A 23,197-nucleotide genomic window follows, 5' to 3' on the forward strand; every position below is an offset into this window, starting at 1 on the left:
AATAGGGATAAAAAGGAAATGATGACAAAATAATAGTCAAAATGTGAAAATGTGGTTTTTGGGAAAAAACCCTTTTTCTTTTTGTCTTTTGGATAGGGCTTTAAAGCACTGCTCAAAAGATGTGCATAGATTTTTAAATTACGCTTGATTTGAGGGGTGAATCAGTTGACAGGTCAACTAGTTCAGTATGGACGCCACCGGAAGCGGAGGAGTTACGCACGAATCAGTGAAGTTTTAGAGTTACCAAACCTTATTGAAATCCAAACCTCATCTTATCAGTGGTTTCTTGATGAGGGATTGCGTGAAATGTTCCAGGATATTTCACCGATTGAAGATTTTACAGGTAACTTATCACTGGAATTTATTGATTACAGTCTTGGCGATCCAAAGTATTCTGTAGAAGAATCAAAAGAACGGGACGTTACATATTCTGCTCCATTGCGTGTCAAAGTACGTCTTGTAAACAAAGAAACAGGCGAAGTAAAGGATCAAGATGTATTCATGGGTGATTTCCCGTTAATGACGGAAACTGGCACGTTTGTTATTAATGGTGCGGAACGTGTTATTGTTTCACAGCTGGTGCGCTCACCGAGCGTTTATTTCAGCGGAAAAACCGATAAAAACGGAAAAAAGGGCTACACAGCTACTGTCATTCCGAACCGCGGCGCTTGGCTTGAATATGAAACAGATGCCAAGGATGTCGTATATGTCAGAATCGATCGTACTCGGAAACTGCCCGTTACGGTTCTTTTGCGTTCACTTGGTTTCGGCTCTGATCAAGAAATTCTTGAATTGATTGGTGATAACGAATATCTCCGCAACACGCTTGAAAAAGATAATACGGAAGGTATTGATAAAGCGTTACTTGAGATTTACGAACGTCTTCGTCCAGGTGAACCTCCGACTGTTGAAAATGCGAAGAATTTATTGATTTCTCGTTTCTTTGATCCAAAACGATATGACCTGGCTAATGTAGGTCGTTATAAAATTAATAAAAAGCTTCACATTAAAAACCGCCTATTCAATCAGCGCTTAGCGGAAACGCTGGCAGACCCTGAAACAGGTGAAATCATTGCAGAAAAGGGAACTGTTTTGGATAGAAGAAATCTGGACAGAATCCTGCCTGCGCTTGAGAAAAATATTAATTTCAAAAGCTACAACCCTGTTGGTGGTGTAGTGGAAGAAGAAATCATTATGCAGGGCATCAAGATTTACGCTCCTGGCGATGAAAATGAAAAGGTTATTAATGTCTTAGGTAATGCCTATGTGGCAGAACCAATTAAAAATATCACTCCTGCTGATATTATTGCGTCAATCAGCTACTTCTTTGATTTGCTGCACGGAGTAGGTGATACAGATGATATCGACCATTTGGGGAACAGACGTCTTCGTTCAGTTGGTGAGCTACTGCAAAACCAATTCCGAATTGGATTGTCCCGGATGGAGCGCGTTGTTCGTGAAAGAATGTCCATTCAGGATACAGCAACGATAACGCCGCAGCAGTTAATCAATATTCGTCCAGTTATTGCTTCCATCAAAGAGTTCTTCGGAAGTTCACAGTTATCACAGTTCATGGATCAGACAAACCCGCTTGCGGAATTAACCCATAAGCGTCGTTTATCAGCGCTTGGACCAGGTGGTTTAACACGTGAACGTGCCGGTATGGAAGTTCGTGACGTTCACTACTCTCACTATGGCCGGATGTGTCCGATTGAGACACCGGAAGGTCCGAACATTGGCTTGATTAACTCATTATCAAGTTATGCAAAAGTTAATCGCTTTGGATTTATAGAAACACCTTACCGCCGTGTTGATCCTGATACAGGTAATGTGACAGACCGAATCGATTATTTAACAGCCGATGAAGAGGACAATTATGTTGTCGCTCAGGCGAATGCCCGTCTTGGTGATGATGGCTCCTTCCTTGATGAAGATGTTATTGCCCGCTTCCGTGGTGAGAACACGGTTGTTAAACGCGACCGGATCGATTATATGGACGTATCACCAAAGCAGGTTGTTTCGGCTGCAACGGCATGTATTCCGTTCCTTGAAAATGACGACTCCAACCGTGCACTGATGGGTGCAAACATGCAGCGTCAGGCGGTCCCATTAATGCAGCCTGAGGCGCCAAGAGTTGGTACCGGCATGGAATATGTCTCCGGAAAAGACTCCGGGGCAGCGGTTGTTTGTAAGCATGATGGTATTGTGGAACACGTTGAAGCCCGTCAGGTATGGGTGCGTCGTGTGAAAGAGATAGATGGTCAAGAGGTTAAAGGTGACCTCGATAAATACCGGATGTTGAAATTTATCCGTTCCAACCAAGGAACATGCTATAACCAGCGTCCGATTGTGGCTGTTGGCAACCGTGTCAAAAAAGGTGAAATTCTTGCTGATGGTCCATCTATGGAGCTTGGCGAATTAGCGTTAGGAAGAAACGTTCTTGTTGCCTTCATAAATTGGGATGGATACAACTATGAAGATGCGATTATCATGAGTGAACGTCTTGTAAAAGACGATGTCTATACTTCTATTCATATCGAGGAATATGAATCTGAATCTCGTGATACAAAGCTTGGACCAGAGGAAATTACTCGTGATATTCCTAACGTGGGTGAAGACGCCCTTCGCAATCTTGATGAGCGCGGTATTATCCGTATTGGTGCAGAAGTAAAAGACGGAGACCTTTTAGTTGGTAAGGTTACACCAAAAGGGGTAACAGAATTGACCGCTGAAGAACGTCTCTTACATGCTATCTTTGGTGAAAAGGCTCGTGAAGTCCGTGATACTTCTCTTCGTGTTCCACACGGCGGAGGCGGTATTGTTCTGGATGTAAAAGTCTTTAACCGTGAAGATGGCGATGAACTGCCTCCAGGCGTTAATCAGTTAGTCCGTGTCTATATCGTTCAAAAGCGGAAAATCTCCGCAGGCGATAAAATGGCGGGACGCCACGGGAATAAAGGGGTTATCTCAAGAATTTTACCGGAAGAGGATATGCCATTCCTTCCAGATGGCACACCGGTTGATATTATGTTAAATCCATTAGGGGTACCTTCTCGGATGAATATCGGGCAGGTTCTTGAGCTTCACTTAGGTATGGCTGCCAGAGCTCTTGGCATTCATGTTGCAACGCCAGTTTTTGATGGTGCACGTGAGGAAGATGTATGGGCAACGATTGAGGAAGCCGGCATGGCCCGCGATGCCAAAACGGTTCTTTATGACGGCCGTTCGGGTGAACCATTTGATAACCGTGTATCAGTCGGTGTCATGTATATGATTAAGCTTGCTCACATGGTTGACGATAAATTGCATGCACGTTCAACAGGTCCTTACTCACTTGTTACACAGCAGCCACTTGGCGGTAAAGCCCAGTTTGGCGGACAGCGTTTCGGTGAGATGGAGGTATGGGCGCTTGAAGCATATGGTGCTGCATACACGCTGCAGGAGATTCTTACGGTTAAGTCGGATGACGTGGTTGGCCGGGTTAAAACATATGAAGCCATTGTAAAAGGCGAAAATGTTCCAGAACCGGGCGTTCCTGAGTCATTTAAGGTATTAATCAAAGAACTTCAAAGCTTGGGTATGGATGTCAAAATCTTATCCGGTGATGAAGAAGAGATTGAAATGCGCGATATGGAAGATGAAGAGGACATACAACAAGTCGACACATTAAACATCGTTCCTGACGCACCAAGCTTTGAATCCGAAAAAGTAGGTTCAAAAGAGTAATCCATTCTTAGTTTAAGCGCACTTAAGAGAATAGCTCCTGCTGTGAACAAGCTATTGCTGTTCCTTGGTGCGCTTTTAAGCTTTTATATAAGGGTAAAACCTGGACATAAATAGGGAGGTAGGCCCCTTGCTGGACGTTAATAATTTTGAGTACATGAAAATAGGTCTTGCATCACCGGATAAAATCCGCTCTTGGTCATTCGGTGAGGTTAAAAAACCTGAAACCATTAACTATCGTACGTTAAAGCCAGAAAAGGACGGTTTATTCTGCGAAAGAATTTTTGGTCCGACAAAGGATTGGGAATGTCATTGCGGAAAGTACAAGCGTGTCCGTTATAAAGGTGTTGTCTGTGACCGATGCGGTGTAGAGGTTACTCGTGCAAAGGTCCGCCGCGAACGAATGGGGCATATTGAACTTGCCGCACCTGTTTCGCATATCTGGTATTTTAAAGGCATTCCAAGTAGAATGGGGCTTGTTTTAGACATGTCTCCAAGGGCGCTTGAAGAAGTCATTTACTTTGCTTCATATGTAGTGACAGAATCAGGTGACACTGCTCTTGAAAAGAAACAGCTTTTATCAGAAAAAGAATATCGTGCCTATCGTGAAAAGTACGGTAATAAATTCCAAGCATCTATGGGTGCTGAAGCCATCAAGAAACTGCTGTCAGATATCGATTTAGACAAAGAAGTTGATGGTTTAAAAGAAGAGCTTAAAACAGCTCAAGGCCAACGCCGTACACGTGCGATTAAACGTCTTGAGGTTCTCGAAGCATTCCGTAATTCCGGGAATGAACCATCTTGGATGGTGTTAGATGTTCTTCCGGTCATTCCACCGGAGCTGCGCCCAATGGTTCAATTAGATGGCGGAAGATTTGCGACTTCTGACTTAAACGATTTATATCGCCGTGTGATTAACCGTAACAATCGCTTAAAGCGTTTATTAGATCTGGGTGCGCCTAGCATTATCGTTCAAAACGAAAAGCGGATGCTCCAGGAAGCAGTCGATGCTTTAATTGACAACGGCCGCCGCGGCCGCCCGGTTACAGGTCCTGGTAACCGTCCGTTAAAGTCACTGTCCCATATGCTGAAAGGTAAGCAAGGGCGTTTCCGTCAAAACCTGCTTGGAAAACGTGTTGACTATTCCGGCCGTTCGGTTATCGTCGTAGGTCCTAATCTAAAAATGTATCAATGCGGGCTTCCAAAAGAAATGGCGCTTGAGTTATTTAAGCCATTTGTGATGAAGGAGCTTGTTGAAAAGGGATTAGCCCATAATATTAAATCAGCAAAGCGCAAAATTGAAAGAGTGTCCCCGGATGTTTGGGATGTGCTTGAAGATGTCATTAAGGAGCATCCGGTTCTGTTAAACCGTGCCCCTACGCTTCACCGTTTAGGGATCCAGGCATTTGAACCTACGCTCGTTGAAGGCCGTGCTATTCGTCTTCACCCGTTAGTATGTACTGCATACAATGCCGACTTTGACGGAGACCAAATGGCAGTGCACGTACCGCTTTCTTCAGAAGCGCAGGCTGAAGCCCGCCTTTTAATGCTTGCTGCCCAAAACATTCTTAACCCGAAAGATGGTAAACCGGTTGTTACTCCTTCACAGGACATGGTATTAGGAAACTATTATCTAACTCTTGAAAGAGAAGGTGCCGTCGGTGAGGGCATGGTGTTTAATGATACGGACGAAGCCCTTCTTGCCTATCAAAACGGCTATGTTCACCTGCATACAAGGGTTGCTGTTAATGCCGGTAAATTAGGAAATGAGACTTTTACAGAAGAACAAAACAACAAGCTGTTAATCACAACCGTTGGTAAGCTTGTGTTTAATGAGATTCTTCCAAAATCATTCCCTTATATCAATGAACCAACTAAACACAATTTAGAGGTTGAAACACCTGCTAAGTACTTTGTCGAAAAAGGCGAGGATATCAAAGAAAAGATTAAAAATATGCCTTTGATCGATCCGTTTAAGAAGAAAATTCTTGGTAATATCATTGCGGAAGTATTCAAGCGTTTCAAAATTACCGAAACATCCAAAATGCTCGACCGCATGAAGGATTTAGGTTTCAAATATTCAACTAAAGCCGGTATTACTGTTGGTGTTGCCGATATCGTCGTACTTAAAGAGAAAGGGCAAATTCTTCATGATGCGCAGGCTAAGGTTGATAATGTTACTAAACAGTTTAGACGTGGTTTAATTACAGAGGATGAGCGTTATGACCGTGTCATCTCTATTTGGAGCCAGGCGAAGGATACTATTCAAGGTAAATTGATGAAATCCTTGAATAAGACTAATCCAATCTTCATGATGAGTGACTCCGGTGCCCGTGGTAATGCGTCTAACTTTACACAGTTAGCAGGTATGCGTGGTCTGATGGCCAACCCGGCAGGTCGGATCATCGAGTTACCAATCAAGTCAAGTTTCCGTGAAGGATTAACGGTATTAGAGTACTTTATCTCTACTCACGGTGCGCGTAAAGGTCTTGCCGATACAGCCCTTAAGACAGCTGACTCAGGTTACTTAACCCGCCGTCTCGTTGACGTTGCACAGGACGTTATTGTTCGTGAGGATGACTGTGGAACAGACCGCGGCTTTACTATCAGCGCTTTAAAAGATGGTACAGAGGTTATTGAACCACTTGAAGAGCGTCTAATTGGCCGATATGCACGTACGCCAATTAAACATCCTGAAACAAAGGAAGTCCTTGTTCCGGAAAATGGCCTAATTACAGAAGACCTTGCTACTGTCATTGTAGAGGCTGGAATTGAAGAGGTTAAAATCCGTTCGGCATTTACATGTAACACCCGCCATGGTGTTTGTAAAAAATGTTACGGCCGTAACCTAGCGACTGGTCAAGAGGTCGAAGTAGGTGAAGCGGTTGGTATTATCGCGGCCCAGTCTATCGGTGAGCCAGGAACACAGCTAACGATGCGTACATTCCATACCGGCGGTGTTGCGGGTAACGATATTACGCAAGGTTTGCCGCGTATTCAAGAAATTTTCGAAGCGCGTAACCCTAAAGGGCAGGCTGTAATTTCAGAAATTGACGGTGTGGTCATCAGCATTAACGAAGGACGAGACCGCCAGCACGAAATTGTTGTTCAAGGTGAAGTTGAGCAGCGCAGTTATACTGCTCCGTATACTGGCCGTCTGAAGGTTGCTGTCGGAGACCGGATTGAACGAGGTCAGGAATTAACCGAAGGATCAATCGATCCAAAAGAACTGATTAAGGTAAAAGATGTAATTTCCGTTCAGGAATACCTGCTTCGTGAAGTGCAAAAGGTTTACCGGATGCAGGGTGTTGAAATTGGCGATAAGCACGTCGAGGTTATGGTCCGACAAATGCTCCGCAAAGTGCGTGTCAGTGAGGCTGGAGATACAGATGTATTACCGGGTACACTGCTAGACATTCACCAGTTTACGGATGCCAATGAATCAGCTTTACTAAACGGCAAAATACCGGCTACAGGGCGACCTGTATTACTTGGTATTACCAAAGCATCTCTTGAAACTGATTCATTCTTGTCTGCAGCATCATTCCAAGAAACAACAAGAGTTCTTACTGATGCAGCAATTAAGGGCAAGCGCGATGAATTGCTTGGTTTAAAAGAGAATGTTATCATCGGGAAACTGGTTCCTGCCGGAACGGGTATGCAGCGCTACCGCAAAGCAGAGCCAGTCCTTCGGGATACAACCTCAGAAGAGCCGGTAACAATTGATTAAATAAATGTCAGAGGCTGACCTTCGTCAGCCTCTATTTTAAGAAAAAATTTAAATGTTTTGTTGACAACTATTTTCTAAGATGTTACTATATCAAAGGTGCTCCTATACACCTGATACTTTGGAGGATAGCAATCATGTCTTATGAAAAAGTATTGCAGGCGAAGAGTTTTATTATAGGGACAAAACAAGCAGTGAAAGCACTAAAGGAAGGAAAAGTCGAAGAGCTGATTATCGCGGCAGATGCTGACCAAAAAGTTACGGCTCAGGTGGTCACAACAGCCCAAGACTTAGAAGTTCCTGTTCTGTATGTCGACTCCATGAAAAAACTTGGTAAAGCATGCGGAATTCAAGTAGGTGCGGCCGCTGTTGCAATTATCCGTTAAAAACTGTTTTTGTAGATAGAGTAGTCTGCAAAAACTTTGTTTTTGCAAAAAAATGAACCACCTGGATGTGTGGGCTTACAAATAATGAAGGGAGGAAAAAAACATGCCTACAATTAACCAATTAGTGCGCAAGCCACGTCAGTCAACGACTGAGAAGTCAAAGTCACCTGCGCTAAATAAAGGTTATAACAGCTTCAAAAAATCACAAACAAATGTATCTTCACCACAGAAACGCGGGGTATGTACTCGTGTTGGTACAATGACTCCAAAGAAACCAAACTCAGCGTTACGTAAATATGCTCGTGTACGCTTGACAAATGGTATCGAGGTGACTGCATACATTCCTGGTATCGGCCACAACCTTCAAGAGCACAGTGTTGTTCTTATCCGTGGCGGACGTGTAAAAGACTTACCGGGGGTACGTTATCACATCGTACGCGGAGCGCTTGATACAGCTGGAGTTAACAACCGTATGCAAGGCCGCTCAAAATATGGTACTAAGAGACCAAAAGCAGCTAAGAAATAATCATACTAAATAGAAGCTTCTTTGAAAGGAGGAAAAAGCATGCCACGTAAAGGTCCTGTAGCAAAGAGAGACGTGTTACCAGATCCACTTTACAATTCAAAATTAGTTACTCGTCTTATCAACAAAATGATGATTGACGGTAAAAGAGGTAAATCTCAAGAAATTCTTTACTCTGCATTTAATACAATCCGTGAGCGTTCTGGAAAAGAACCTATGGAAGTATTCGAAGCAGCAATGAAAAATATCATGCCAGTTCTAGAAGTAAGAGCACGCCGTGTCGGTGGTGCTAACTACCAAGTTCCAGTTGAGGTGCGTCCTGACCGCCGTACAACTCTTGGTCTTCGCTGGTTGGTAAACTATGCGCGTCTTCGCGGTGAAAAAACAATGGAAGAGCGCTTAGCAAACGAAATTATGGATGCAGCTAACAACACTGGTGCGTCTGTTAAGAAACGTGAAGATACACACAAAATGGCTGAAGCAAACAAAGCGTTTGCTCACTATCGTTGGTAATCTAACCTTCAAATATAAAAACTTTCTACTAGGAAGGAGAAAGACCCAATGGCAAGAGAGTTCTCCTTAGAAAATACTCGTAATATCGGCATCATGGCACACATCGATGCCGGTAAAACGACTACCACTGAGCGTGTCCTTTATTACACTGGTAAGATTCATAAAATCGGTGAAACACATGAAGGTGCTTCTCAGATGGACTGGATGGAGCAAGAACAAGAACGCGGAATCACAATCACTTCCGCTGCAACAACTGCACAATGGAAAGGCCACCGTGTTAACATCATCGACACTCCAGGACACGTAGACTTCACTGTAGAAGTAGAACGTTCCCTTCGTGTACTTGATGGTGCGGTAGCCGTTCTGGATGCTCAGTCAGGTGTTGAACCACAAACTGAAACAGTTTGGCGTCAAGCAACAACTTACGGAGTACCACGTGTAGTATTCGTAAACAAGATGGACAAAATCGGCGCAGACTTCCTCTACTCTGTAAAAACATTACATGATCGTCTGCAAGCGAATGCTCATCCAATTCAGTTACCAATCGGTGCTGAAGATCAATTCTCAGCTATCATTGACCTTGTGGAAATGAACGCAGTATTCTACGGAAACGACTTAGGAACTGATATTGAAGTTCGTGAGATTCCTGAAGAATACCGTGCGCAAGCTGAAGAATATCGTGAAAAATTAGTTGAGGCAGTAGCTGAACTTGATGAAGAGTTAATGGAAAAATACCTTGGCGGAGAGGAAATCTCAAAAGATGAGTTAAAAGCCGCAATCCGTAAAGGTACTGTTAACGTTGAATTCTACCCAGTTATCTGTGGATCTGCTTTCAAAAACAAAGGTGTTCAGTTAATGTTAGATGCAGTTATCGATTACCTTCCATCTCCATTAGATGTACCTGCCATTAAAGGTCATGCTGTGGATGATGAAGAGGAAATCGTTGAGCGTCACTCAAGTGACGAAGAGCCATTCTCAGCTCTTGCATTTAAAGTTATGACAGACCCTTATGTTGGTAAATTAACGTTCTTCCGCGTTTATTCTGGTACTTTAGAGTCTGGATCATATGTTCAGAACTCAACTAAAGGCAAACGTGAACGTATCGGACGTATCCTGCAAATGCACGCAAACAGCCGTCAAGAAATCTCAAAGGTTTATGCCGGTGATATTGCTGCTGCTGTAGGTTTGAAAGATACAACTACTGGTGATACTCTATGTGACGACAAAAACCTTGTTATCCTAGAGTCTATGCAATTCCCAGAGCCAGTAATCCAGCTTTCAGTTGAACCTAAATCAAAAGCTGACCAAGACAAAATGACAACTGCTCTGCAAAAGCTGCAAGAAGAAGATCCGACCTTCCGTGCACATACTGACCAGGAAACTGGACAAGTAATCATTGCTGGTATGGGTGAACTTCACCTAGATATCATCGTTGACCGTATGCGTCGTGAATTCAAAGTTGAAGCTAATGTAGGTGCACCGCAGGTTGCTTACCGCGAAACATTCCGTGCTACTGCACAAGTTGAAGGTAAGTTTGCTCGTCAGTCTGGTGGACGCGGTCAATACGGACACGTTTGGATTGAATTCTCACCAAACGAAGAAGGAAAAGGCTTCGAATTCGAAAATGCCATCGTTGGTGGTGTTGTTCCTCGTGAATACATCGCTCCTGTTCAAGCTGGACTTGAAGATGCGCTTCAACGCGGTGTTCTTGCTGGATATCCATTAGTTGATATTAAAGCAAAACTATTCGATGGTTCTTACCATGATGTTGACTCCTCTGAAATGGCATTTAAAATTGCCGCTTCATTGGCACTTAAAAATGCAGCATCTAAGTGTCAGCCAGTAATCCTTGAACCGATGATGAGGGTAGAAGTTGTTATCCCTGAAGAGTATCTTGGAGACATTATGGGACAAATCACTGCACGTCGCGGACGTGTTGAAGGTATGGAAGCTCGTGGTAACGCACAAGTTGTTCGTGCTATGGTTCCTCTATCAGAAATGTTTGGATATGCAACTGCGCTTCGTTCTAGCACACAAGGTCGTGGAGTATTCTCTATGCACTTTGATCACTACGAAGAAGTACCTAAATCAGTTTCTGAAGAAATCATCAAAAAAAATAAAGGTGAGTAATTGATTTTTACTTATCTTTAAAGTATAACTACTTATGTAAGAATGGAAACTGTGAAACGAGGACAACCTCTTTACAGTTTCCGCTTAAATATACTTAATTTTTTTAATCCAAAGGAGGATTTTCCAAATGGCAAAAGCTAAATTCGACCGTTCAAAGCCACACGTTAACATTGGTACAATCGGACACGTTGACCATGGTAAAACTACTTTAACTGCTGCAATCACTTCTGTACTTGCTAAGCAAGGTAAAGCAGAAGCTCGTGCATACGATCAAATCGACGGTGCTCCAGAAGAAAGAGAGCGTGGTATCACAATCTCTACTGCACACGTTGAATATGAAACTGATGCACGTCACTACGCACACGTTGACTGCCCAGGACACGCTGACTATGTTAAAAACATGATCACTGGTGCAGCACAAATGGACGGCGGTATCTTAGTTGTATCTGCAACTGATGGTCCAATGCCACAAACTCGTGAGCACATCCTTCTTTCTCGTCAGGTAGGCGTACCTTACCTTGTTGTATTCATGAACAAGTGTGACATGGTTGACGACGAAGAATTACTTGAATTAGTAGAAATGGAAATTCGTGACCTTCTTTCTGAATACGATTTCCCTGGCGATGACACTCCAGTTATCAAAGGTTCTGCTCTTAAAGCATTAGAAGGCGATGCTGCATGGGAAGAAAAAATTATCGAACTTATGGATGCTGTTGACAGCTACATTCCAAACCCAACTCGTGACACTGACAAGCCATTCATGATGCCAGTAGAGGACGTATTCTCAATCACTGGCCGTGGTACAGTAGCTACAGGACGCGTTGAGCGTGGTGTAGTTAAAGTTGGTGACGTAGTTGAAATCGTTGGTTTCACTGAAGAGCCAAAATCTACAACTGTAACAGGTGTAGAAATGTTCCGTAAGCTTCTTGACTTTGCTGAAGCTGGTGACAACATCGGTGCCCTTCTTCGTGGTGTAGCCCGTGAAGAAATCGAGCGTGGACAAGTTTTGGCTAAGCCAAAGTCCATCACTCCACACACAAAGTTCAAAGCACAAGTTTACGTATTATCTAAAGAAGAAGGTGGACGTCATACTCCATTCTTCTCAAACTATCGTCCACAATTCTATTTCCGTACTTCTGATATCACTGGTATCATTATTCTTCCAGAAGGTACTGAAATGATCATGCCTGGCGATAACACAGAAATGACTGTTGAGCTTATCGCTCCAGTTGCGATTGAAGAAGGAACTAAGTTCTCTATCCGTGAAGGTGGACGTACTGTAGGTTCAGGTTCAATCACTACAATCATTGAGTAATTAATCAATAACAGAAGCAGCTGGGTGACGATCCAGCTGCTTTTTTATATGTTCTTTTAAAAATTTACCGTGTTTCTTCTATATAATTATGAATGTTTAAATGTAATTTAATTAGGAGATTACTGGAGATTATTATTATGTGTTGAAATCATGTATATCAACCTTTATAATAATAAAAGTGTTCAGGACATAAGACTAAAAAAAATCGTAAAAAATGTTGCGTTTGCTTTATGTTTTATGTATAATAGACAATGTTGGTCTTTGACTGCGATGATGTGGGAGGTTGCTGACACACCCGGCCGCTTTGCCATGGCGCTGTGTTAGGGAAATTCTCACTGAGAAATGTCTATTTTAAAAATAGGCGAATAAAGGAGGGAAAATAATGGCAAAACAAAAAATTCGTATCCGCTTAAAAGCATATGATCACAGAATCCTTGATCAATCTGCAGAAAAAATCGTTGAAACAGCAAAGCGTTCAGGTGCAGCTGTGTCTGGTCCGATTCCGCTTCCAACTGAAAAATCTATTTATACGATTCTTCGTGCGGTTCACAAGTACAAAGATTCTCGTGAGCAATTTGAAATGCGGACACATAAGCGTCTAATCGACATCGTTAATCCAACTCCACAAACAGTTGATGCATTAATGAGATTAGATTTACCATCCGGTGTAGATATCGAAATCAAATTATAAGCAAATAAAATTTTATAAAATTAGGAGGTGTGACTTACATGACCAAAGGAATCTTAGGAAGAAAGATTGGTATGACTCAAGTATTTGCTGAGAATGGAAACTTAATTCCTGTAACAGTAGTTGAAGTAGCTCCAAACGTTGTTCTTCAAAAGAAATCTGCGGAAACTGATGGCTACGAAGCTATTCAGGTAGGTTTCGAAGATAAACGTGAAAAGTTAGCTAACAAACCTGAAAAGGGACATGTTGCAAAAGCAAATACTGCTCCTAAGCGCTTCGTTCGCGAATTCCGCGGAGATGACTTAGCAGGCTATGAAGTTGGTCAAGAAGTCAAAGTTGATATTTTCGCTGCAGGCGATTTAGTAGATGTAACAGGAATCTCAAAGGGTAAAGGTTTCCAAGGCTCGATCAAGCGCCACGGACAATCACGCGGCCCAATGGCTCACGGTTCTCGTTATCACCGTCGTCCTGGTTCAATGGGACCAGTTGCTCCAAACCGTGTATTCAAGGGTAAATTATTACCTGGACGTATGGGTGGAGAGCAAGTTACTGTTCAAAACCTTGAAATCGTTAAGGTTGACGCTGAGCGCAATCTACTTTTAATCAAAGGTAACGTTCCAGGCGCGAAAAAAGCATTACTAAAAATCAAAGGTGCGGTTAAAGCATAATCACTTCATAAGAAAGGAGGAACATAGGAATGCCGAAAGTAGCATTATTTAACCAAAGCGGTTCACAAGTTGGTGAAATCGAGTTAAACGAATCCGTATTTGGTATTGAACCTAACCAACACGTATTATTTGAAGCGATCATTATGCAAAGAGCTTCTTTACGTCAGGGAACTCATAAAGTTAAAAATCGTTCTGAGGTAGCCGGCGGTGGTCGTAAACCATGGCGCCAAAAGGGAACAGGTCGTGCTCGTCAAGGGTCAATCCGTTCTCCACAATGGCGCGGAGGTGGTACTGTATTTGGTCCACAACCACGTAGCTATAGCTATAAATTACCGAAAAAGGTTCGTCGTTTAGCAATCAAATCTGCACTATCTTCTAAAGTTCTAGAAGAAAAAGTGTTAGTACTTGAAAGCTTAGCATTCGATGCTCCAAAAACAAAAGACTTCAAAGCTGTTTTAAATGGTCTTTCTGTTGAGAAAAAAGCGTTAATCGTTACAGCTGACCTTGATGAAAACGTAGCATTATCTGCTCGCAACATTCCTGGTGTAACAGTTGTAACTGCTGATGGAATCAACGTATTAGACGTTGTAAATCATGATAAGTTAATCATGACTAAAGCAGCGGTTGAAAAAGTAGAGGAGGTGCTTGCATAATGGATGCACGCGATATCATTAAGCGCCCCGTTATCACTGAACGTACTACTGACCTAATGGCTGAAAAGAAATATACTTTTGAAGTGGATGTTAAGGCTAATAAAACTCAAGTTAAAGATGCTGTCGAAGAAATCTTTGGCGTAGAAGTTGATAAAGTCAACATCATGAACTACAAAGGTAAGTTCAAGCGTATGGGTAAATTTGGTGGTTACACAAACAAACGCCGCAAGGCAATCGTTAAACTAACTGCTGACAGCAAAGAAATCGAATTCTTTGAAAGCTAAAATCTAATATAAGAGGAGGGAAATAAAATGGCGATTAAAAAGTACAAACCTACCTCTAACGGACGTCGTGGGATGACTGTTTCTGATTTCGCTGAAATCACAACAAGTACTCCAGAAAAATCACTCTTAGCTCCATTAAAGAGCAAAGGCGGCCGTAACAACCAAGGTAAGTTAACTGTTCGTCATCAAGGTGGCGGCCATAAGCGTCAATATCGTTTAATCGACTTTAAACGTAACAAAGATGGCATTCCTGGACGCGTTGCCACTATCGAATACGATCCAAACCGTTCTGCAAACATTGCACTAATCAACTATGCTGATGGTGAAAAGCGTTATATCTTAGCTCCAAAAAATCTTGAAGTAGGCATGGAGGTAATGTCTGGCCCTGAGGCAGATATTAAAGTAGGTAACTCACTTCCATTAGCAAACATTCCAGTTGGTACAGTAGTACACAACATCGAATTAAAACCAGGTAAAGGCGGCCAGTTAGTTCGTTCTGCTGGAACAAGCGCTCAAGTACTTGGTAAAGAAGGTAAATACGTACTTGTACGTTTAACTTCTGGTGAAACTCGCATGATTCTTTCTGAATGCCGTGCATCTATCGGTCAAGTAGGAAACGAACAGCACGAACTTATTAAAATCGGTAAAGCTGGTCGTTCTCGCTGGTTAGGCGTGCGTCCAACTGTCCGCGGATCTGTTATGAACCCTAACGATCACCCACACGGTGGTGGTGAAGGACGTTCACCAATCGGACGTAAGTCTCCAATGTCTCCTTGGGGCAAACCGACTCTTGGTTACAAAACTCGTAAGAAGAAAAACAAATCCGACAAACTTATTATTCGTCGTCGTAAAAAATAACGTGATTGAACTACGGTTCAAAGACAGAGCCGTAGACCACTCACGAAGGGAGGTTCATTCATGGGTCGCAGCTTAAAAAAAGGACCATTCGTTGATGATCATTTAATGGTTAAAGTTGAAAAGTTAAATGAATCCGATAAGAAACAAGTGATTAAGACTTGGTCTCGTCGTTCTACGATTTTCCCACAATTTATTGGTCATACGATCGCCGTTTATGATGGCCGTAAACATGTGCCTGTGTATGTTACTGAAGACATGGTAGGACATAAGCTTGGAGAATTCGCTCCAACACGTGCTTACAAAGGTCATGGTAACGATGATAAGAAAACAAGACGTTAAGAGAGGAGGGCATCCCAATGCAAGCTAAAGCTGTTGCAAGAACAGTCCGAATTGCTCCTCGTAAAGTCCGCTTAGTCGTCGATTTAATTCGAGGAAAGCAAGTTGGTGAAGCGGTGGCGATTTTAAATCTGACTCCGAAGGCTGCTTCTCCAGTTGTTGAAAAAGTTTTAAAATCCGCTATGGCAAATGCTGAGCACAATTATGAAATGGACGTAAATAACTTGGTTGTATCACAAGCATTTGTTGATGAAGGTCCAACCTTAAAACGTTTCCGTCCACGCGCTATGGGCCGTGCAAGCCAAATCAACAAGCGCACAAGCCACATTACAATCGTTTTATCAGAGAAGAAGGAGGGATAAGCTGTGGGTCAAAAAGTAAATCCAGTCGGTTTGCGTATCGGAATCATCCGTGATTGGGAATCTAAGTGGTACGCAGGTAAAGACTTTGCTGATCTTTTACACGAAGACATTAAGGTTCGTGAATACATTACGAAGCGCCTAAAAGATGCTTCTGTGTCTAAAGTTGAAATCGAACGTGCTGCGAACCGTGTTAACGTTACAATCCATACAGCGAAGCCTGGTATGGTAATCGGTAAAGGCGGCACTGAAGTGGAATCACTTCGTAAAGCATTAAACCAATTAACTGGCAAACGCGTTCATATCAACATTCTTGAAATCAAGAAGGCTGATGTTGATGCGAAGTTAGTTGCTGAAAACATTGCTCGTCAATTAGAAAACCGCGTATCTTTCCGCCGCGCACAAAAGCAAGTAATTCAACGTGCTATGCGTGCTGGTGCAAAAGGTATTAAAACAATGGTATCCGGTCGTCTTGGTGGTGCGGATATCGCTCGTTCAGAACATTATAGCGAAGGAACTGTTCCACTTCATACACTTCGCGCTGATATCGACTACGCTACAGCAGAAGCCGATACTACTTACGGTAAACTTGGTGTAAAAGTATGGATCTATCGTGGAGAGATCCTTCCTACTAAGAAGAAAACTGGGGAAGGAGGCAAATAATCATGTTATTGCCAAAACGCGTAAAATTCCGCCGTCAACATCGTGGTAACATGCGTGGAAACGCAAAAGGCGGTACTGAAGTATCATTCGGTGAATTCGGTTTGCAATCAATGGAGGCATCCTGGGTTACTAACCGTCAAATCGAAGCTGCTCGTCGTGCGATGACTCGTTACATGAAACGTGGCGGTAAAGTTTGGATTAAGATTTTCCCTCACAAGCCATATACTGCAAAGCCTCTAGAAGTACGGATGGGTTCCGGTAAAGGTTCACCTGAAGGCTGGGTAGCAGTAGTTAAGCCTGGAAAAATCATGTTTGAAATTGCCGGCGTTTCTGAGGAAACTGCTCGTGAAGCTCTTCGTCTTGCAGCACACAAACTTCCTGTAAAGTGTAAGTTTGTAAAACGTGAAGAAATTGGTGGTGAATCAAATGAAAGCTAATGAAATTCGTGACCTTACCACTGCTGAAATTGAACAAAAAGTAAAATCGTTAAAAGAAGAGCTTTTCAACCTTCGCTTTCAATTGGCGACTGGACAACTTGAAAATACAGCTCGTATCCGTGAAGTACGCAAATCGCTCGCTCGCATGAAAACTGTGATTCGCGAGAGAGAAATCAGCGTTAATAAGTAAAATCCGAGAGGAGGTTCACGAGTGATGAGTGAACGTAACCAGCGCAAGGTTTACACTGGACGCGTTGTTTCTGACAAAATGGATAAGACTGTAACTGTTCTTGTCGAAACATACAAAAAGCATCCCCTTTACGGTAAACGCGTAAAGTACTCTAAAAAGTACAAAGCTCATGATGAGCAAAATCAAGCAAAAGTTGGCGACATCGTACGTATTATGGAAACTCGCCCGCTTTCAGCTACAAAACGCTTCCGTTTAGTTGAAGTAGTAGAAAAAGCAGTTATTATTTAATTGTTCGGAGATAGTTTTTCCGAAGGGAGGTTACACACATGATTCAACAAGAATCACGTTTGAAAGTTGCTGACAACTCTGGTGCACGTGAAGTGCTTACCATTAAAGTTCTTGGTGGTTCTGGCCGCAAAACGGCTAACATCGGCGATATTATCGTTTGTACAGTGAAACAAGCAACACCTGGTGGCGTTGTTAAAAAAGGTGATGTTGTTAAGGCTGTTGTTGTACGTACAAAGAGCGGTGTCCGCCGTCCTGACGGTTCCTACATCCGTTTTGATGAAAATGCATGTGTAATTGTTAAAGAAGATAAGAGCCCACGTGGAACTCGTATCTTTGGACCAGTTGCCCGCGAACTTCGCGACAATAACTTTATGAAGATTGTTTCTCTAGCTCCAGAAGTACTATAATTATAAATTCCAATTGCCTTTAAGGAGGTGCTTACGGATGCATGTAAAAAAAGGTGATAAGGTCAGAGTCATCTCTGGTAAGGATAAAGGCAAGACAGGTACAATCCTGGCTGCTTATCCTAAAGAAAGCCGTGTTCTTGTAGAAGGCGTGAACATCGTGAAAAAACACGCTAAACCTTCACAAGCAAACCCACAGGGCGGCATTATCAGCTTCGAGGCTCCAATTCATGTATCAAATGTAATGCCTATCGATCCTAAAACAGGTAACCCTACACGTGTAGGTTACAAATCGGTAGATGGCAAGAAAGTCCGAGTAGCAAAATCCGGTGAATTATTAGATAAATAGTCTAAAGAAGAAGGGAGGTACACTCTATGAACCGCCTAAAAGAAAAGTATTTAAAAGAAATCACGCCTGCTCTTATGAGCAAGTTCAACTATAAATCCATTATGCAAGTACCTAAGATTGAAAAAATCGTTATTAACATGGGTGTTGGTGACGCAGTTCAAAATGCTAAAGCTCTTGATAATGCAGTTGAAGAATTAGCAATGATCACTGGTCAGAAGCCTTTAGTAACTCGTGCGAAAAAATCTATCGCTGGTTTCCGTCTTCGTGAGGGAATGCCAATTGGTGCAAAAGTCACTCTTCGCGGTGAGCGTATGTATCAATTCCTTGATAAGTTAGTTTCTGTTTCTTTACCACGTGTACGTGACTTCCGTGGTGTTTCTAAAAAAGCATTTGATGGTCGCGGCAACTATACATTGGGTATTAAAGAACAGCTAATTTTCCCTGAGATTGATTACGATAAGGTAAGCAAGGTTCGTGGTATGGATATCGTTATCGTAACAACTGCAAATTCTGATGAAGAGTCTCGTGAATTGTTAACTCAAGTCGGAATGCCGTTCCAAAAGTAATCGCTAAATAAGGAGGCGAAAACGTGGCTAAGAAGTCAATGATTGCGAAACAAAAGCGCACGCCTAAATACAAAGTACAAGAGTACACACGCTGCGAACGCTGTGGTCGTCCACACTCTGTATATCGTAAATTTAAGCTTTGCCGTATTTGTTTCCGTGAATTAGCATACAAAGGACAAATTCCTGGTGTTAAAAAAGCTAGCTGGTAAAACTAGAGTTTGTGGAAGGAGGTAAAAAACAATGGTCATGACAGATCCAATTGCTGATTTGCTCACTCGCATTCGTAATGCGAATATGGTGCGTCACGAGAAATTAGAAGTACCTGCTTCTAATATCAAAAAGGAAATCGCTGAAATTCTAAAGCGTGAAGGTTTCATCCGTGACGTGGAATATATCGAAGATAATAAACAAGGTATCATCCGTATCTTCTTAAAATACGGTGCAAATAACGAACGTGTTATTACTGGATTAAAGCGTATAAGCAAGCCTGGTCTTCGCGTTTATGCAAAATCTAACGAAGTGCCGCGTGTTTTAAATGGACTTGGTATTGCGCTAGTTTCTACTTCAACAGGCGTGATCACTGATAAGGAAGCTCGTGCTAAACAAATCGGCGGAGAAGTTTTAGCATACGTTTGGTAAGAGATTTTTTGAATGAATGGAGGTGCACTAAATGTCTCGCGTAGGAAAAAAACCTATTGAAATCCCAGCAGGTGTAACAGTTGCTGTGAACAACAACACTGTTACTGTTAAAGGACCAAAAGGCGAGCTTTCTCGTTCTTTTAATCCAGATATTACAATCAACGTTGAAGAGAATGTTGTTACCATCTCTCGTCCATCAGATGTGAAAGAACACCGCGCATTGCACGGTACAACTCGTGCGGTACTCGCAAATATGGTCGAAGGTGTTTCTAAAGGCTTCGAAAAGAGATTAGAGTTGATCGGGGTTGGTTACCGTGCCCAAAAGCAAGGTACCAAGCTTGTACTAAACGTTGGATACTCTCATCCTGTTGAAATCGAACCTGAAACAGGCCTTGAAATTGAAGTTCCTGCAAATACAAAAATTACTGTAAGAGGTACTGACAAAGAACGTGTTGGTGCATTAGCAGCAAATATCCGTCAAGTTCGTCCTCCAGAGCCGTATAAAGGCAAAGGAATCCGTTACGAAGGCGAATTTGTTCGTCGCAAAGAAGGTAAAACAGGTAAGTAATGCCGCATAAGTAAACGAAAGGAGTGACGTAAATGATTACGAAGCAAGATAAAAACGCTACTCGCCGTAAAAGACACGCTCGTGTTCGTGCGAAGCTTAGCGGTACCTCTGCTCGTCCACGTCTAAACGTGTTTCGTTCTAACCAGCATATTTATGCACAGGTAATCGATGACACTAATGGAGTTACCTTAGCAAGTGCTTCTACATTAGATAAAGAACTTAGCCTTGAGTCAACTAGCAATACTGAAGCTGCACAAAAGGTTGGAGAATTAGTCGCTAAACGTGCGGTGGAAAAAGGAGTCTCTGCAGTTGTATTTGACCGTGGAGGATACCTTTACCATGGACGTATTCAAGCATTAGCTGATGCTGCCCGCGAAAACGGCTTACAATTTTAATAGACAAAGGAGGGACAAATTAGATGCGTCGCATTGATCCAAACAAACTTGAACTTGAAGAACGCGTAGTTACAGTTAACCGTGTTGCGAAGGTTGTTAAAGGTGGACGTCGCTTCCGTTTCTCTGCACTTGTCGTAGTGGGAGATAAAAACGGCCATGTCGGTTTCGGTACTGGTAAAGCGCAGGAAGTACCTGATGCAATCCGCAAAGCAATCGAAGATGCAAAGAAAAACCTAGTAGAAGTGCCAATGGTTGGAACAACTGTTCCTCACCAAGTAATTGGACGTTTTGGTGCTGGTGAAATACTTCTAAAGCCTGCCTCTGAAGGTACTGGAGTTATTGCCGGCGGTCCTGTTCGTGCAGTACTAGAATTAGCAGGTGTTCAGGATATCCTATCTAAATCATTAGGTACTAACACACCAATTAACATGGTACGTGCTACTGTAGAAGGATTAAAACAACTTAAACGTGCTGAAGACGTAGCAAAATTACGTGGTAAATCAGTAGAAGAACTGTTAGGATAAGGAGGGAAATCAAATGGCGAATAAACTTTTAGTTACCCTCAGCCGCAGCGTAATCGGTCGTTCACAAGACCAACGCGAAACAGTTAAAGCGCTAGGTTTACGTAAATTAAATCAAACAGTTGAGCATCAAGATAACGCTGCTATTCGCGGTATGATTACTAAAGTTGCTCACCTTGTAACAGTAAAAGAACAATAATTCATTGTTTTCTTTCATAAGGAGGTGCCAATATGAAACTTCATGAATTAAAGCCTACCGAAGGTTCTCGTCATGAGCGTAAGCGTCTAGGCCGTGGTATCGGCTCTGGTCAAGGTAAGACTGCAGGTAAAGGTCATAAAGGACAAAATGCTCGTTCAGGCGGCGGTGTCCGTATCGGTTTTGAAGGTGGTCAAACACCATTATTCCGTCGTTTACCAAAACGCGGTTTCACCAATTTCAACCGTAAAGAGTACGCCGTAGTTAATCTTGATGCATTGAACCGCTTTGAAGAAGGTACAGAAGTTACTCCAGAACTTCTTATCGAATCAGGTGTGGTAAGTAACGAAAAAGCAGGAATCAAGATTCTTGCTAAAGGGAACGTAGAGAAAAAGCTTACAGTTAAAGCTCATAAATTCTCCTCTGCTGCTAAGGAAGCGATCGAAGCTGCCGGTGGAACTACTGAGGTGATCTAATGTTCCAGACAATCTCCAATTTTATGCGCGTGGGTGATATACGTCGAAAGATCATATTCACCCTTTTAATGTTAGTCGTATTTCGAATCGGCACTTTCATTCCAGTTCCGAATGTAAATGCTGAAGCTCTAGCTGCACAAGATAAGCTAAGTGTTTTCGGTGTTTTAAATACATTCGGCGGAGGCGCATTAAAGCAATTCTCTATTTTTGCAATGGGGATTATGCCTTACATCACTGCTTCGATTATTATTCAGCTCCTGCAGATGGACGTTGTTCCAAAGTTTACGGAGTGGTCAAAGCAAGGTGAAGCAGGGCGTCGGAAGCTTGCCCAATTCACTCGATATTTTACCGTCGTGCTTGGGTTTATCCAAGCATTAGGTATGTCATACGGCTTTAACAATTTGTCCCAAGGACAATTGATTGAAAACCCTGGAATTGGAACGTATTTATTAATTGCCGTTGTGCTGACTGCCGGTACATCGTTCTTAATGTGGTTAGGGGAGCAAGTTACTGCTAAAGGTGTTGGAAATGGTATTTCTATCATCATCTTTGCAGGTATTGTTGCCGGAATCCCAAATGTTTTAAATCAAATGTATGTTCAGCAGTTTGAAAATGCTGGCGAGCAATTATTCCTACGTATCGTGACTGTTGTTCTAATTGCAGTAGCAATTATTGCTATTGTAGTGGGTGTAATCTTCATCCAACAGGCAACTCGGAAAATTCCAATTCAATATGCGAAACGGATGGCAGTAGGACGTAATCCTGCGGGCGGCCAGTCTACCCATATGCCATTAAAAGTAAATGCAGCTGGAGTAATCCCTGTAATCTTTGCCGTTTCGTTTATTGTTACGCCAAGAACGATTGCATCCTTCTTCCCAACGAATGATGTAACGCTTTGGATTATGAAAGTGTTTGATTATTCTCATCCAATCGGGATGACACTTTATGCAGCGTTAATTATCGCGTTTACTTATTTTTATGCCTTTATTCAAGTTAACCCTGAACAAGCAGCGGAAAACTTACAAAAGCAGAGCGGCTATATACCTGGAATTCGTCCTGGTAAGAGCACGCAGGAATATTTAACACGCGTCCTATATCGGTTGACTTTTATCGGCGCCATTTTCCTTGCTATTATTGCAGTACTTCCAGTTTTATTTATTAAAATTGCGAATCTGCCACAATCGGCACAAATTGGCGGAACAAGCTTGCTGATCGTCGTCGGTGTTGCACTTGAAACGTATAAGCAGCTTGAAGCACAATTAGTTAAACGTCACTATAAAGGATTTATTAAATAAAAGGGTTTTGCGGGACCCTTTAATGGGCCCCAATAAACCTCACATAT

The 23,197-nt window shown here is 42.5% G+C and carries 29 protein-coding genes; all 29 read left to right on the forward strand.

What is annotated here, in order from left to right:
* Window positions 1-165 precede the first annotated feature (165 nt).
* The 29 genes from rpoB (at window position 166) to secY (ending at window position 23,150) form a co-directional block, all read left to right on the forward strand.
* On the forward strand, window positions 166-3,726 hold the full coding sequence (rpoB, locus tag V5M37_RS00635; RefSeq protein ID WP_423800330.1) for a DNA-directed RNA polymerase subunit beta: 3,561 nt from the start codon (window positions 166-168) through the stop codon (window positions 3,724-3,726).
* 127 nt (window positions 3,727-3,853) lie between these two features.
* Entirely contained in the window at window positions 3,854-7,453 is a 3,600-nt protein-coding gene (gene rpoC, locus V5M37_RS00640) for a DNA-directed RNA polymerase subunit beta' (protein ID WP_423800331.1), read from the forward strand.
* Window positions 7,454-7,587: 134 nt separating this feature from the next.
* Window positions 7,588-7,836 (forward strand): 50S ribosomal protein L7ae-like protein, encoded by a 249-nt coding sequence (locus V5M37_RS00645; protein WP_213148275.1) that lies wholly within the window; start codon window positions 7,588-7,590, stop codon window positions 7,834-7,836.
* A gap of 103 nt (window positions 7,837-7,939) precedes the next feature.
* Window positions 7,940-8,362, forward strand: a complete 423-nt coding sequence (gene rpsL, locus V5M37_RS00650) for a 30S ribosomal protein S12 (protein WP_213121087.1) — start codon at window positions 7,940-7,942, stop codon at window positions 8,360-8,362.
* A gap of 39 nt (window positions 8,363-8,401) precedes the next feature.
* A complete protein-coding gene (gene rpsG, locus V5M37_RS00655) occupies window positions 8,402-8,872 on the forward strand; it encodes a 30S ribosomal protein S7 (protein ID WP_213148274.1) in 471 nt (156 codons plus the stop codon).
* 48 nt (window positions 8,873-8,920) lie between these two features.
* Window positions 8,921-11,002, forward strand: a complete 2,082-nt coding sequence (gene fusA / locus V5M37_RS00660; RefSeq protein ID WP_423800332.1) for an elongation factor G — start codon at window positions 8,921-8,923, stop codon at window positions 11,000-11,002.
* A gap of 127 nt (window positions 11,003-11,129) precedes the next feature.
* The gene (tuf, locus tag V5M37_RS00665; RefSeq protein ID WP_213148272.1) at window positions 11,130-12,317 is read left to right on the forward strand and encodes an elongation factor Tu; all 1,188 of its coding nucleotides are present in this window, start codon (window positions 11,130-11,132) and stop codon (window positions 12,315-12,317) included.
* A 382-nt stretch (window positions 12,318-12,699) separates the two neighbouring features.
* Window positions 12,700-13,008 carry a 30S ribosomal protein S10 gene (gene rpsJ / locus V5M37_RS00670; RefSeq protein ID WP_034676072.1) on the forward strand — a complete coding sequence of 103 codons (309 nt, stop codon included), beginning with the start codon at window positions 12,700-12,702 and terminating at the stop codon, window positions 13,006-13,008.
* A gap of 38 nt (window positions 13,009-13,046) precedes the next feature.
* Window positions 13,047-13,673, forward strand: a complete 627-nt coding sequence (gene rplC, locus V5M37_RS00675; RefSeq protein WP_423800333.1) for a 50S ribosomal protein L3 — start codon at window positions 13,047-13,049, stop codon at window positions 13,671-13,673.
* 29 nt (window positions 13,674-13,702) lie between these two features.
* On the forward strand, window positions 13,703-14,326 hold the full coding sequence (gene rplD, locus V5M37_RS00680; protein WP_213121082.1) for a 50S ribosomal protein L4: 624 nt from the start codon (window positions 13,703-13,705) through the stop codon (window positions 14,324-14,326).
* Complete coding sequence (rplW, locus tag V5M37_RS00685; RefSeq protein ID WP_277398412.1) at window positions 14,326-14,610, forward strand: 50S ribosomal protein L23; 285 nt, start codon at window positions 14,326-14,328, stop codon at window positions 14,608-14,610. The genes rplD and rplW overlap by 1 nt, the downstream gene beginning before the upstream one ends.
* A gap of 27 nt (window positions 14,611-14,637) precedes the next feature.
* Window positions 14,638-15,468, forward strand: coding sequence for a 50S ribosomal protein L2 (gene rplB / locus V5M37_RS00690; RefSeq protein WP_423800334.1), 831 nt, complete (start codon window positions 14,638-14,640; stop codon window positions 15,466-15,468).
* A 60-nt stretch (window positions 15,469-15,528) separates the two neighbouring features.
* Window positions 15,529-15,807 carry a 30S ribosomal protein S19 gene (rpsS, locus tag V5M37_RS00695; RefSeq protein ID WP_213121080.1) on the forward strand — a complete coding sequence of 93 codons (279 nt, stop codon included), beginning with the start codon at window positions 15,529-15,531 and terminating at the stop codon, window positions 15,805-15,807.
* A gap of 17 nt (window positions 15,808-15,824) precedes the next feature.
* A complete protein-coding gene (gene rplV / locus V5M37_RS00700; RefSeq protein WP_213121079.1) occupies window positions 15,825-16,166 on the forward strand; it encodes a 50S ribosomal protein L22 in 342 nt (113 codons plus the stop codon).
* Window positions 16,167-16,169: 3 nt separating this feature from the next.
* Window positions 16,170-16,826 (forward strand): 30S ribosomal protein S3, encoded by a 657-nt coding sequence (gene rpsC / locus V5M37_RS00705; protein ID WP_213148268.1) that lies wholly within the window; start codon window positions 16,170-16,172, stop codon window positions 16,824-16,826.
* 2 nt (window positions 16,827-16,828) lie between these two features.
* Window positions 16,829-17,263, forward strand: a complete 435-nt coding sequence (gene rplP / locus V5M37_RS00710; RefSeq protein WP_423800335.1) for a 50S ribosomal protein L16 — start codon at window positions 16,829-16,831, stop codon at window positions 17,261-17,263.
* On the forward strand, window positions 17,253-17,453 hold the full coding sequence (gene rpmC, locus V5M37_RS00715; RefSeq protein WP_213121076.1) for a 50S ribosomal protein L29: 201 nt from the start codon (window positions 17,253-17,255) through the stop codon (window positions 17,451-17,453). Before rplP ends, rpmC begins: the two co-directional genes overlap by 11 nt.
* 24 nt (window positions 17,454-17,477) lie before the next feature.
* On the forward strand, window positions 17,478-17,741 hold the full coding sequence (gene rpsQ, locus V5M37_RS00720) for a 30S ribosomal protein S17 (RefSeq protein ID WP_066321295.1): 264 nt from the start codon (window positions 17,478-17,480) through the stop codon (window positions 17,739-17,741).
* A 38-nt stretch (window positions 17,742-17,779) separates the two neighbouring features.
* Window positions 17,780-18,148, forward strand: coding sequence for a 50S ribosomal protein L14 (rplN, locus tag V5M37_RS00725; protein WP_038538479.1), 369 nt, complete (start codon window positions 17,780-17,782; stop codon window positions 18,146-18,148).
* A 37-nt stretch (window positions 18,149-18,185) separates the two neighbouring features.
* Window positions 18,186-18,494: a 50S ribosomal protein L24 gene (rplX, locus tag V5M37_RS00730; protein ID WP_213121075.1), complete on the forward strand. Its 309-nt coding sequence runs from the start codon at window positions 18,186-18,188 to the stop codon at window positions 18,492-18,494.
* Window positions 18,495-18,520: 26 nt separating this feature from the next.
* Window positions 18,521-19,060, forward strand: a complete 540-nt coding sequence (gene rplE / locus V5M37_RS00735) for a 50S ribosomal protein L5 (protein WP_213148266.1) — start codon at window positions 18,521-18,523, stop codon at window positions 19,058-19,060.
* Between the two features lie 23 nt (window positions 19,061-19,083).
* Window positions 19,084-19,269 (forward strand): 30S ribosomal protein S14, encoded by a 186-nt coding sequence (gene rpsN, locus V5M37_RS00740; RefSeq protein ID WP_009499044.1) that lies wholly within the window; start codon window positions 19,084-19,086, stop codon window positions 19,267-19,269.
* Between the two features lie 31 nt (window positions 19,270-19,300).
* Window positions 19,301-19,699 (forward strand): 30S ribosomal protein S8, encoded by a 399-nt coding sequence (gene rpsH / locus V5M37_RS00745; RefSeq protein ID WP_213121073.1) that lies wholly within the window; start codon window positions 19,301-19,303, stop codon window positions 19,697-19,699.
* A gap of 31 nt (window positions 19,700-19,730) precedes the next feature.
* Complete coding sequence (rplF, locus tag V5M37_RS00750) at window positions 19,731-20,267, forward strand: 50S ribosomal protein L6 (protein ID WP_423800336.1); 537 nt, start codon at window positions 19,731-19,733, stop codon at window positions 20,265-20,267.
* Between the two features lie 32 nt (window positions 20,268-20,299).
* Complete coding sequence (rplR, locus tag V5M37_RS00755; RefSeq protein WP_213148264.1) at window positions 20,300-20,662, forward strand: 50S ribosomal protein L18; 363 nt, start codon at window positions 20,300-20,302, stop codon at window positions 20,660-20,662.
* Between the two features lie 23 nt (window positions 20,663-20,685).
* Window positions 20,686-21,186, forward strand: a complete 501-nt coding sequence (rpsE, locus tag V5M37_RS00760; RefSeq protein ID WP_213121070.1) for a 30S ribosomal protein S5 — start codon at window positions 20,686-20,688, stop codon at window positions 21,184-21,186.
* Between the two features lie 13 nt (window positions 21,187-21,199).
* Window positions 21,200-21,382, forward strand: coding sequence for a 50S ribosomal protein L30 (gene rpmD, locus V5M37_RS00765; RefSeq protein WP_213148263.1), 183 nt, complete (start codon window positions 21,200-21,202; stop codon window positions 21,380-21,382).
* A 32-nt stretch (window positions 21,383-21,414) separates the two neighbouring features.
* Entirely contained in the window at window positions 21,415-21,855 is a 441-nt protein-coding gene (gene rplO, locus V5M37_RS00770; RefSeq protein ID WP_213148262.1) for a 50S ribosomal protein L15, read from the forward strand.
* Entirely contained in the window at window positions 21,855-23,150 is a 1,296-nt protein-coding gene (gene secY / locus V5M37_RS00775; protein ID WP_423800337.1) for a preprotein translocase subunit SecY, read from the forward strand. The genes rplO and secY overlap by 1 nt, the downstream gene beginning before the upstream one ends.
* Window positions 23,151-23,197: the final 47 nt, after the last annotated feature.

Origin of the sequence: Neobacillus sp. SAB-20_R2A, assembly GCF_049568635.1 — a bacterium.
Taxonomy (GTDB): Bacteria; Bacillota; Bacilli; order Bacillales; family Cytobacillaceae; genus Neobacillus; species Neobacillus citreus.

Excerpts from the sequence above, each read along its gene's own strand:
- V5M37_RS00645 (WP_213148275.1), top strand. The coding sequence starts at position 7,588 with ATGTCTTATGAAAAAGTATTGCAGGCGAAGAGTTTTATTATAGGGACA.
- rpsL (WP_213121087.1), top strand. The coding sequence starts at position 7,940 with ATGCCTACAATTAACCAATTAGTGCGCAAGCCACGTCAGTCAACGACT.
- rpsG (WP_213148274.1), top strand. The coding sequence starts at position 8,402 with ATGCCACGTAAAGGTCCTGTAGCAAAGAGAGACGTGTTACCAGATCCA.
- fusA (WP_423800332.1), top strand. The coding sequence starts at position 8,921 with ATGGCAAGAGAGTTCTCCTTAGAAAATACTCGTAATATCGGCATCATG.
- tuf (WP_213148272.1), top strand. The coding sequence starts at position 11,130 with ATGGCAAAAGCTAAATTCGACCGTTCAAAGCCACACGTTAACATTGGT.
- rpsJ (WP_034676072.1), top strand. The coding sequence starts at position 12,700 with ATGGCAAAACAAAAAATTCGTATCCGCTTAAAAGCATATGATCACAGA.
- rplC (WP_423800333.1), top strand. The coding sequence starts at position 13,047 with ATGACCAAAGGAATCTTAGGAAGAAAGATTGGTATGACTCAAGTATTT.
- rplD (WP_213121082.1), top strand. The coding sequence starts at position 13,703 with ATGCCGAAAGTAGCATTATTTAACCAAAGCGGTTCACAAGTTGGTGAA.
- rplW (WP_277398412.1), top strand. The coding sequence starts at position 14,326 with ATGGATGCACGCGATATCATTAAGCGCCCCGTTATCACTGAACGTACT.
- rplB (WP_423800334.1), top strand. The coding sequence starts at position 14,638 with ATGGCGATTAAAAAGTACAAACCTACCTCTAACGGACGTCGTGGGATG.
- rpsS (WP_213121080.1), top strand. The coding sequence starts at position 15,529 with ATGGGTCGCAGCTTAAAAAAAGGACCATTCGTTGATGATCATTTAATG.
- rplV (WP_213121079.1), top strand. The coding sequence starts at position 15,825 with ATGCAAGCTAAAGCTGTTGCAAGAACAGTCCGAATTGCTCCTCGTAAA.
- rplP (WP_423800335.1), top strand. The coding sequence starts at position 16,829 with ATGTTATTGCCAAAACGCGTAAAATTCCGCCGTCAACATCGTGGTAAC.
- rpmC (WP_213121076.1), top strand. The coding sequence starts at position 17,253 with ATGAAAGCTAATGAAATTCGTGACCTTACCACTGCTGAAATTGAACAA.
- rpsQ (WP_066321295.1), top strand. The coding sequence starts at position 17,478 with ATGAGTGAACGTAACCAGCGCAAGGTTTACACTGGACGCGTTGTTTCT.
- rplN (WP_038538479.1), top strand. The coding sequence starts at position 17,780 with ATGATTCAACAAGAATCACGTTTGAAAGTTGCTGACAACTCTGGTGCA.
- rplX (WP_213121075.1), top strand. The coding sequence starts at position 18,186 with ATGCATGTAAAAAAAGGTGATAAGGTCAGAGTCATCTCTGGTAAGGAT.
- rplE (WP_213148266.1), top strand. The coding sequence starts at position 18,521 with ATGAACCGCCTAAAAGAAAAGTATTTAAAAGAAATCACGCCTGCTCTT.
- rpsH (WP_213121073.1), top strand. The coding sequence starts at position 19,301 with ATGGTCATGACAGATCCAATTGCTGATTTGCTCACTCGCATTCGTAAT.
- rplF (WP_423800336.1), top strand. The coding sequence starts at position 19,731 with ATGTCTCGCGTAGGAAAAAAACCTATTGAAATCCCAGCAGGTGTAACA.
- rplR (WP_213148264.1), top strand. The coding sequence starts at position 20,300 with ATGATTACGAAGCAAGATAAAAACGCTACTCGCCGTAAAAGACACGCT.
- rpsE (WP_213121070.1), top strand. The coding sequence starts at position 20,686 with ATGCGTCGCATTGATCCAAACAAACTTGAACTTGAAGAACGCGTAGTT.
- rpmD (WP_213148263.1), top strand. The coding sequence starts at position 21,200 with ATGGCGAATAAACTTTTAGTTACCCTCAGCCGCAGCGTAATCGGTCGT.
- rplO (WP_213148262.1), top strand. The coding sequence starts at position 21,415 with ATGAAACTTCATGAATTAAAGCCTACCGAAGGTTCTCGTCATGAGCGT.
- secY (WP_423800337.1), top strand. The coding sequence starts at position 21,855 with ATGTTCCAGACAATCTCCAATTTTATGCGCGTGGGTGATATACGTCGA.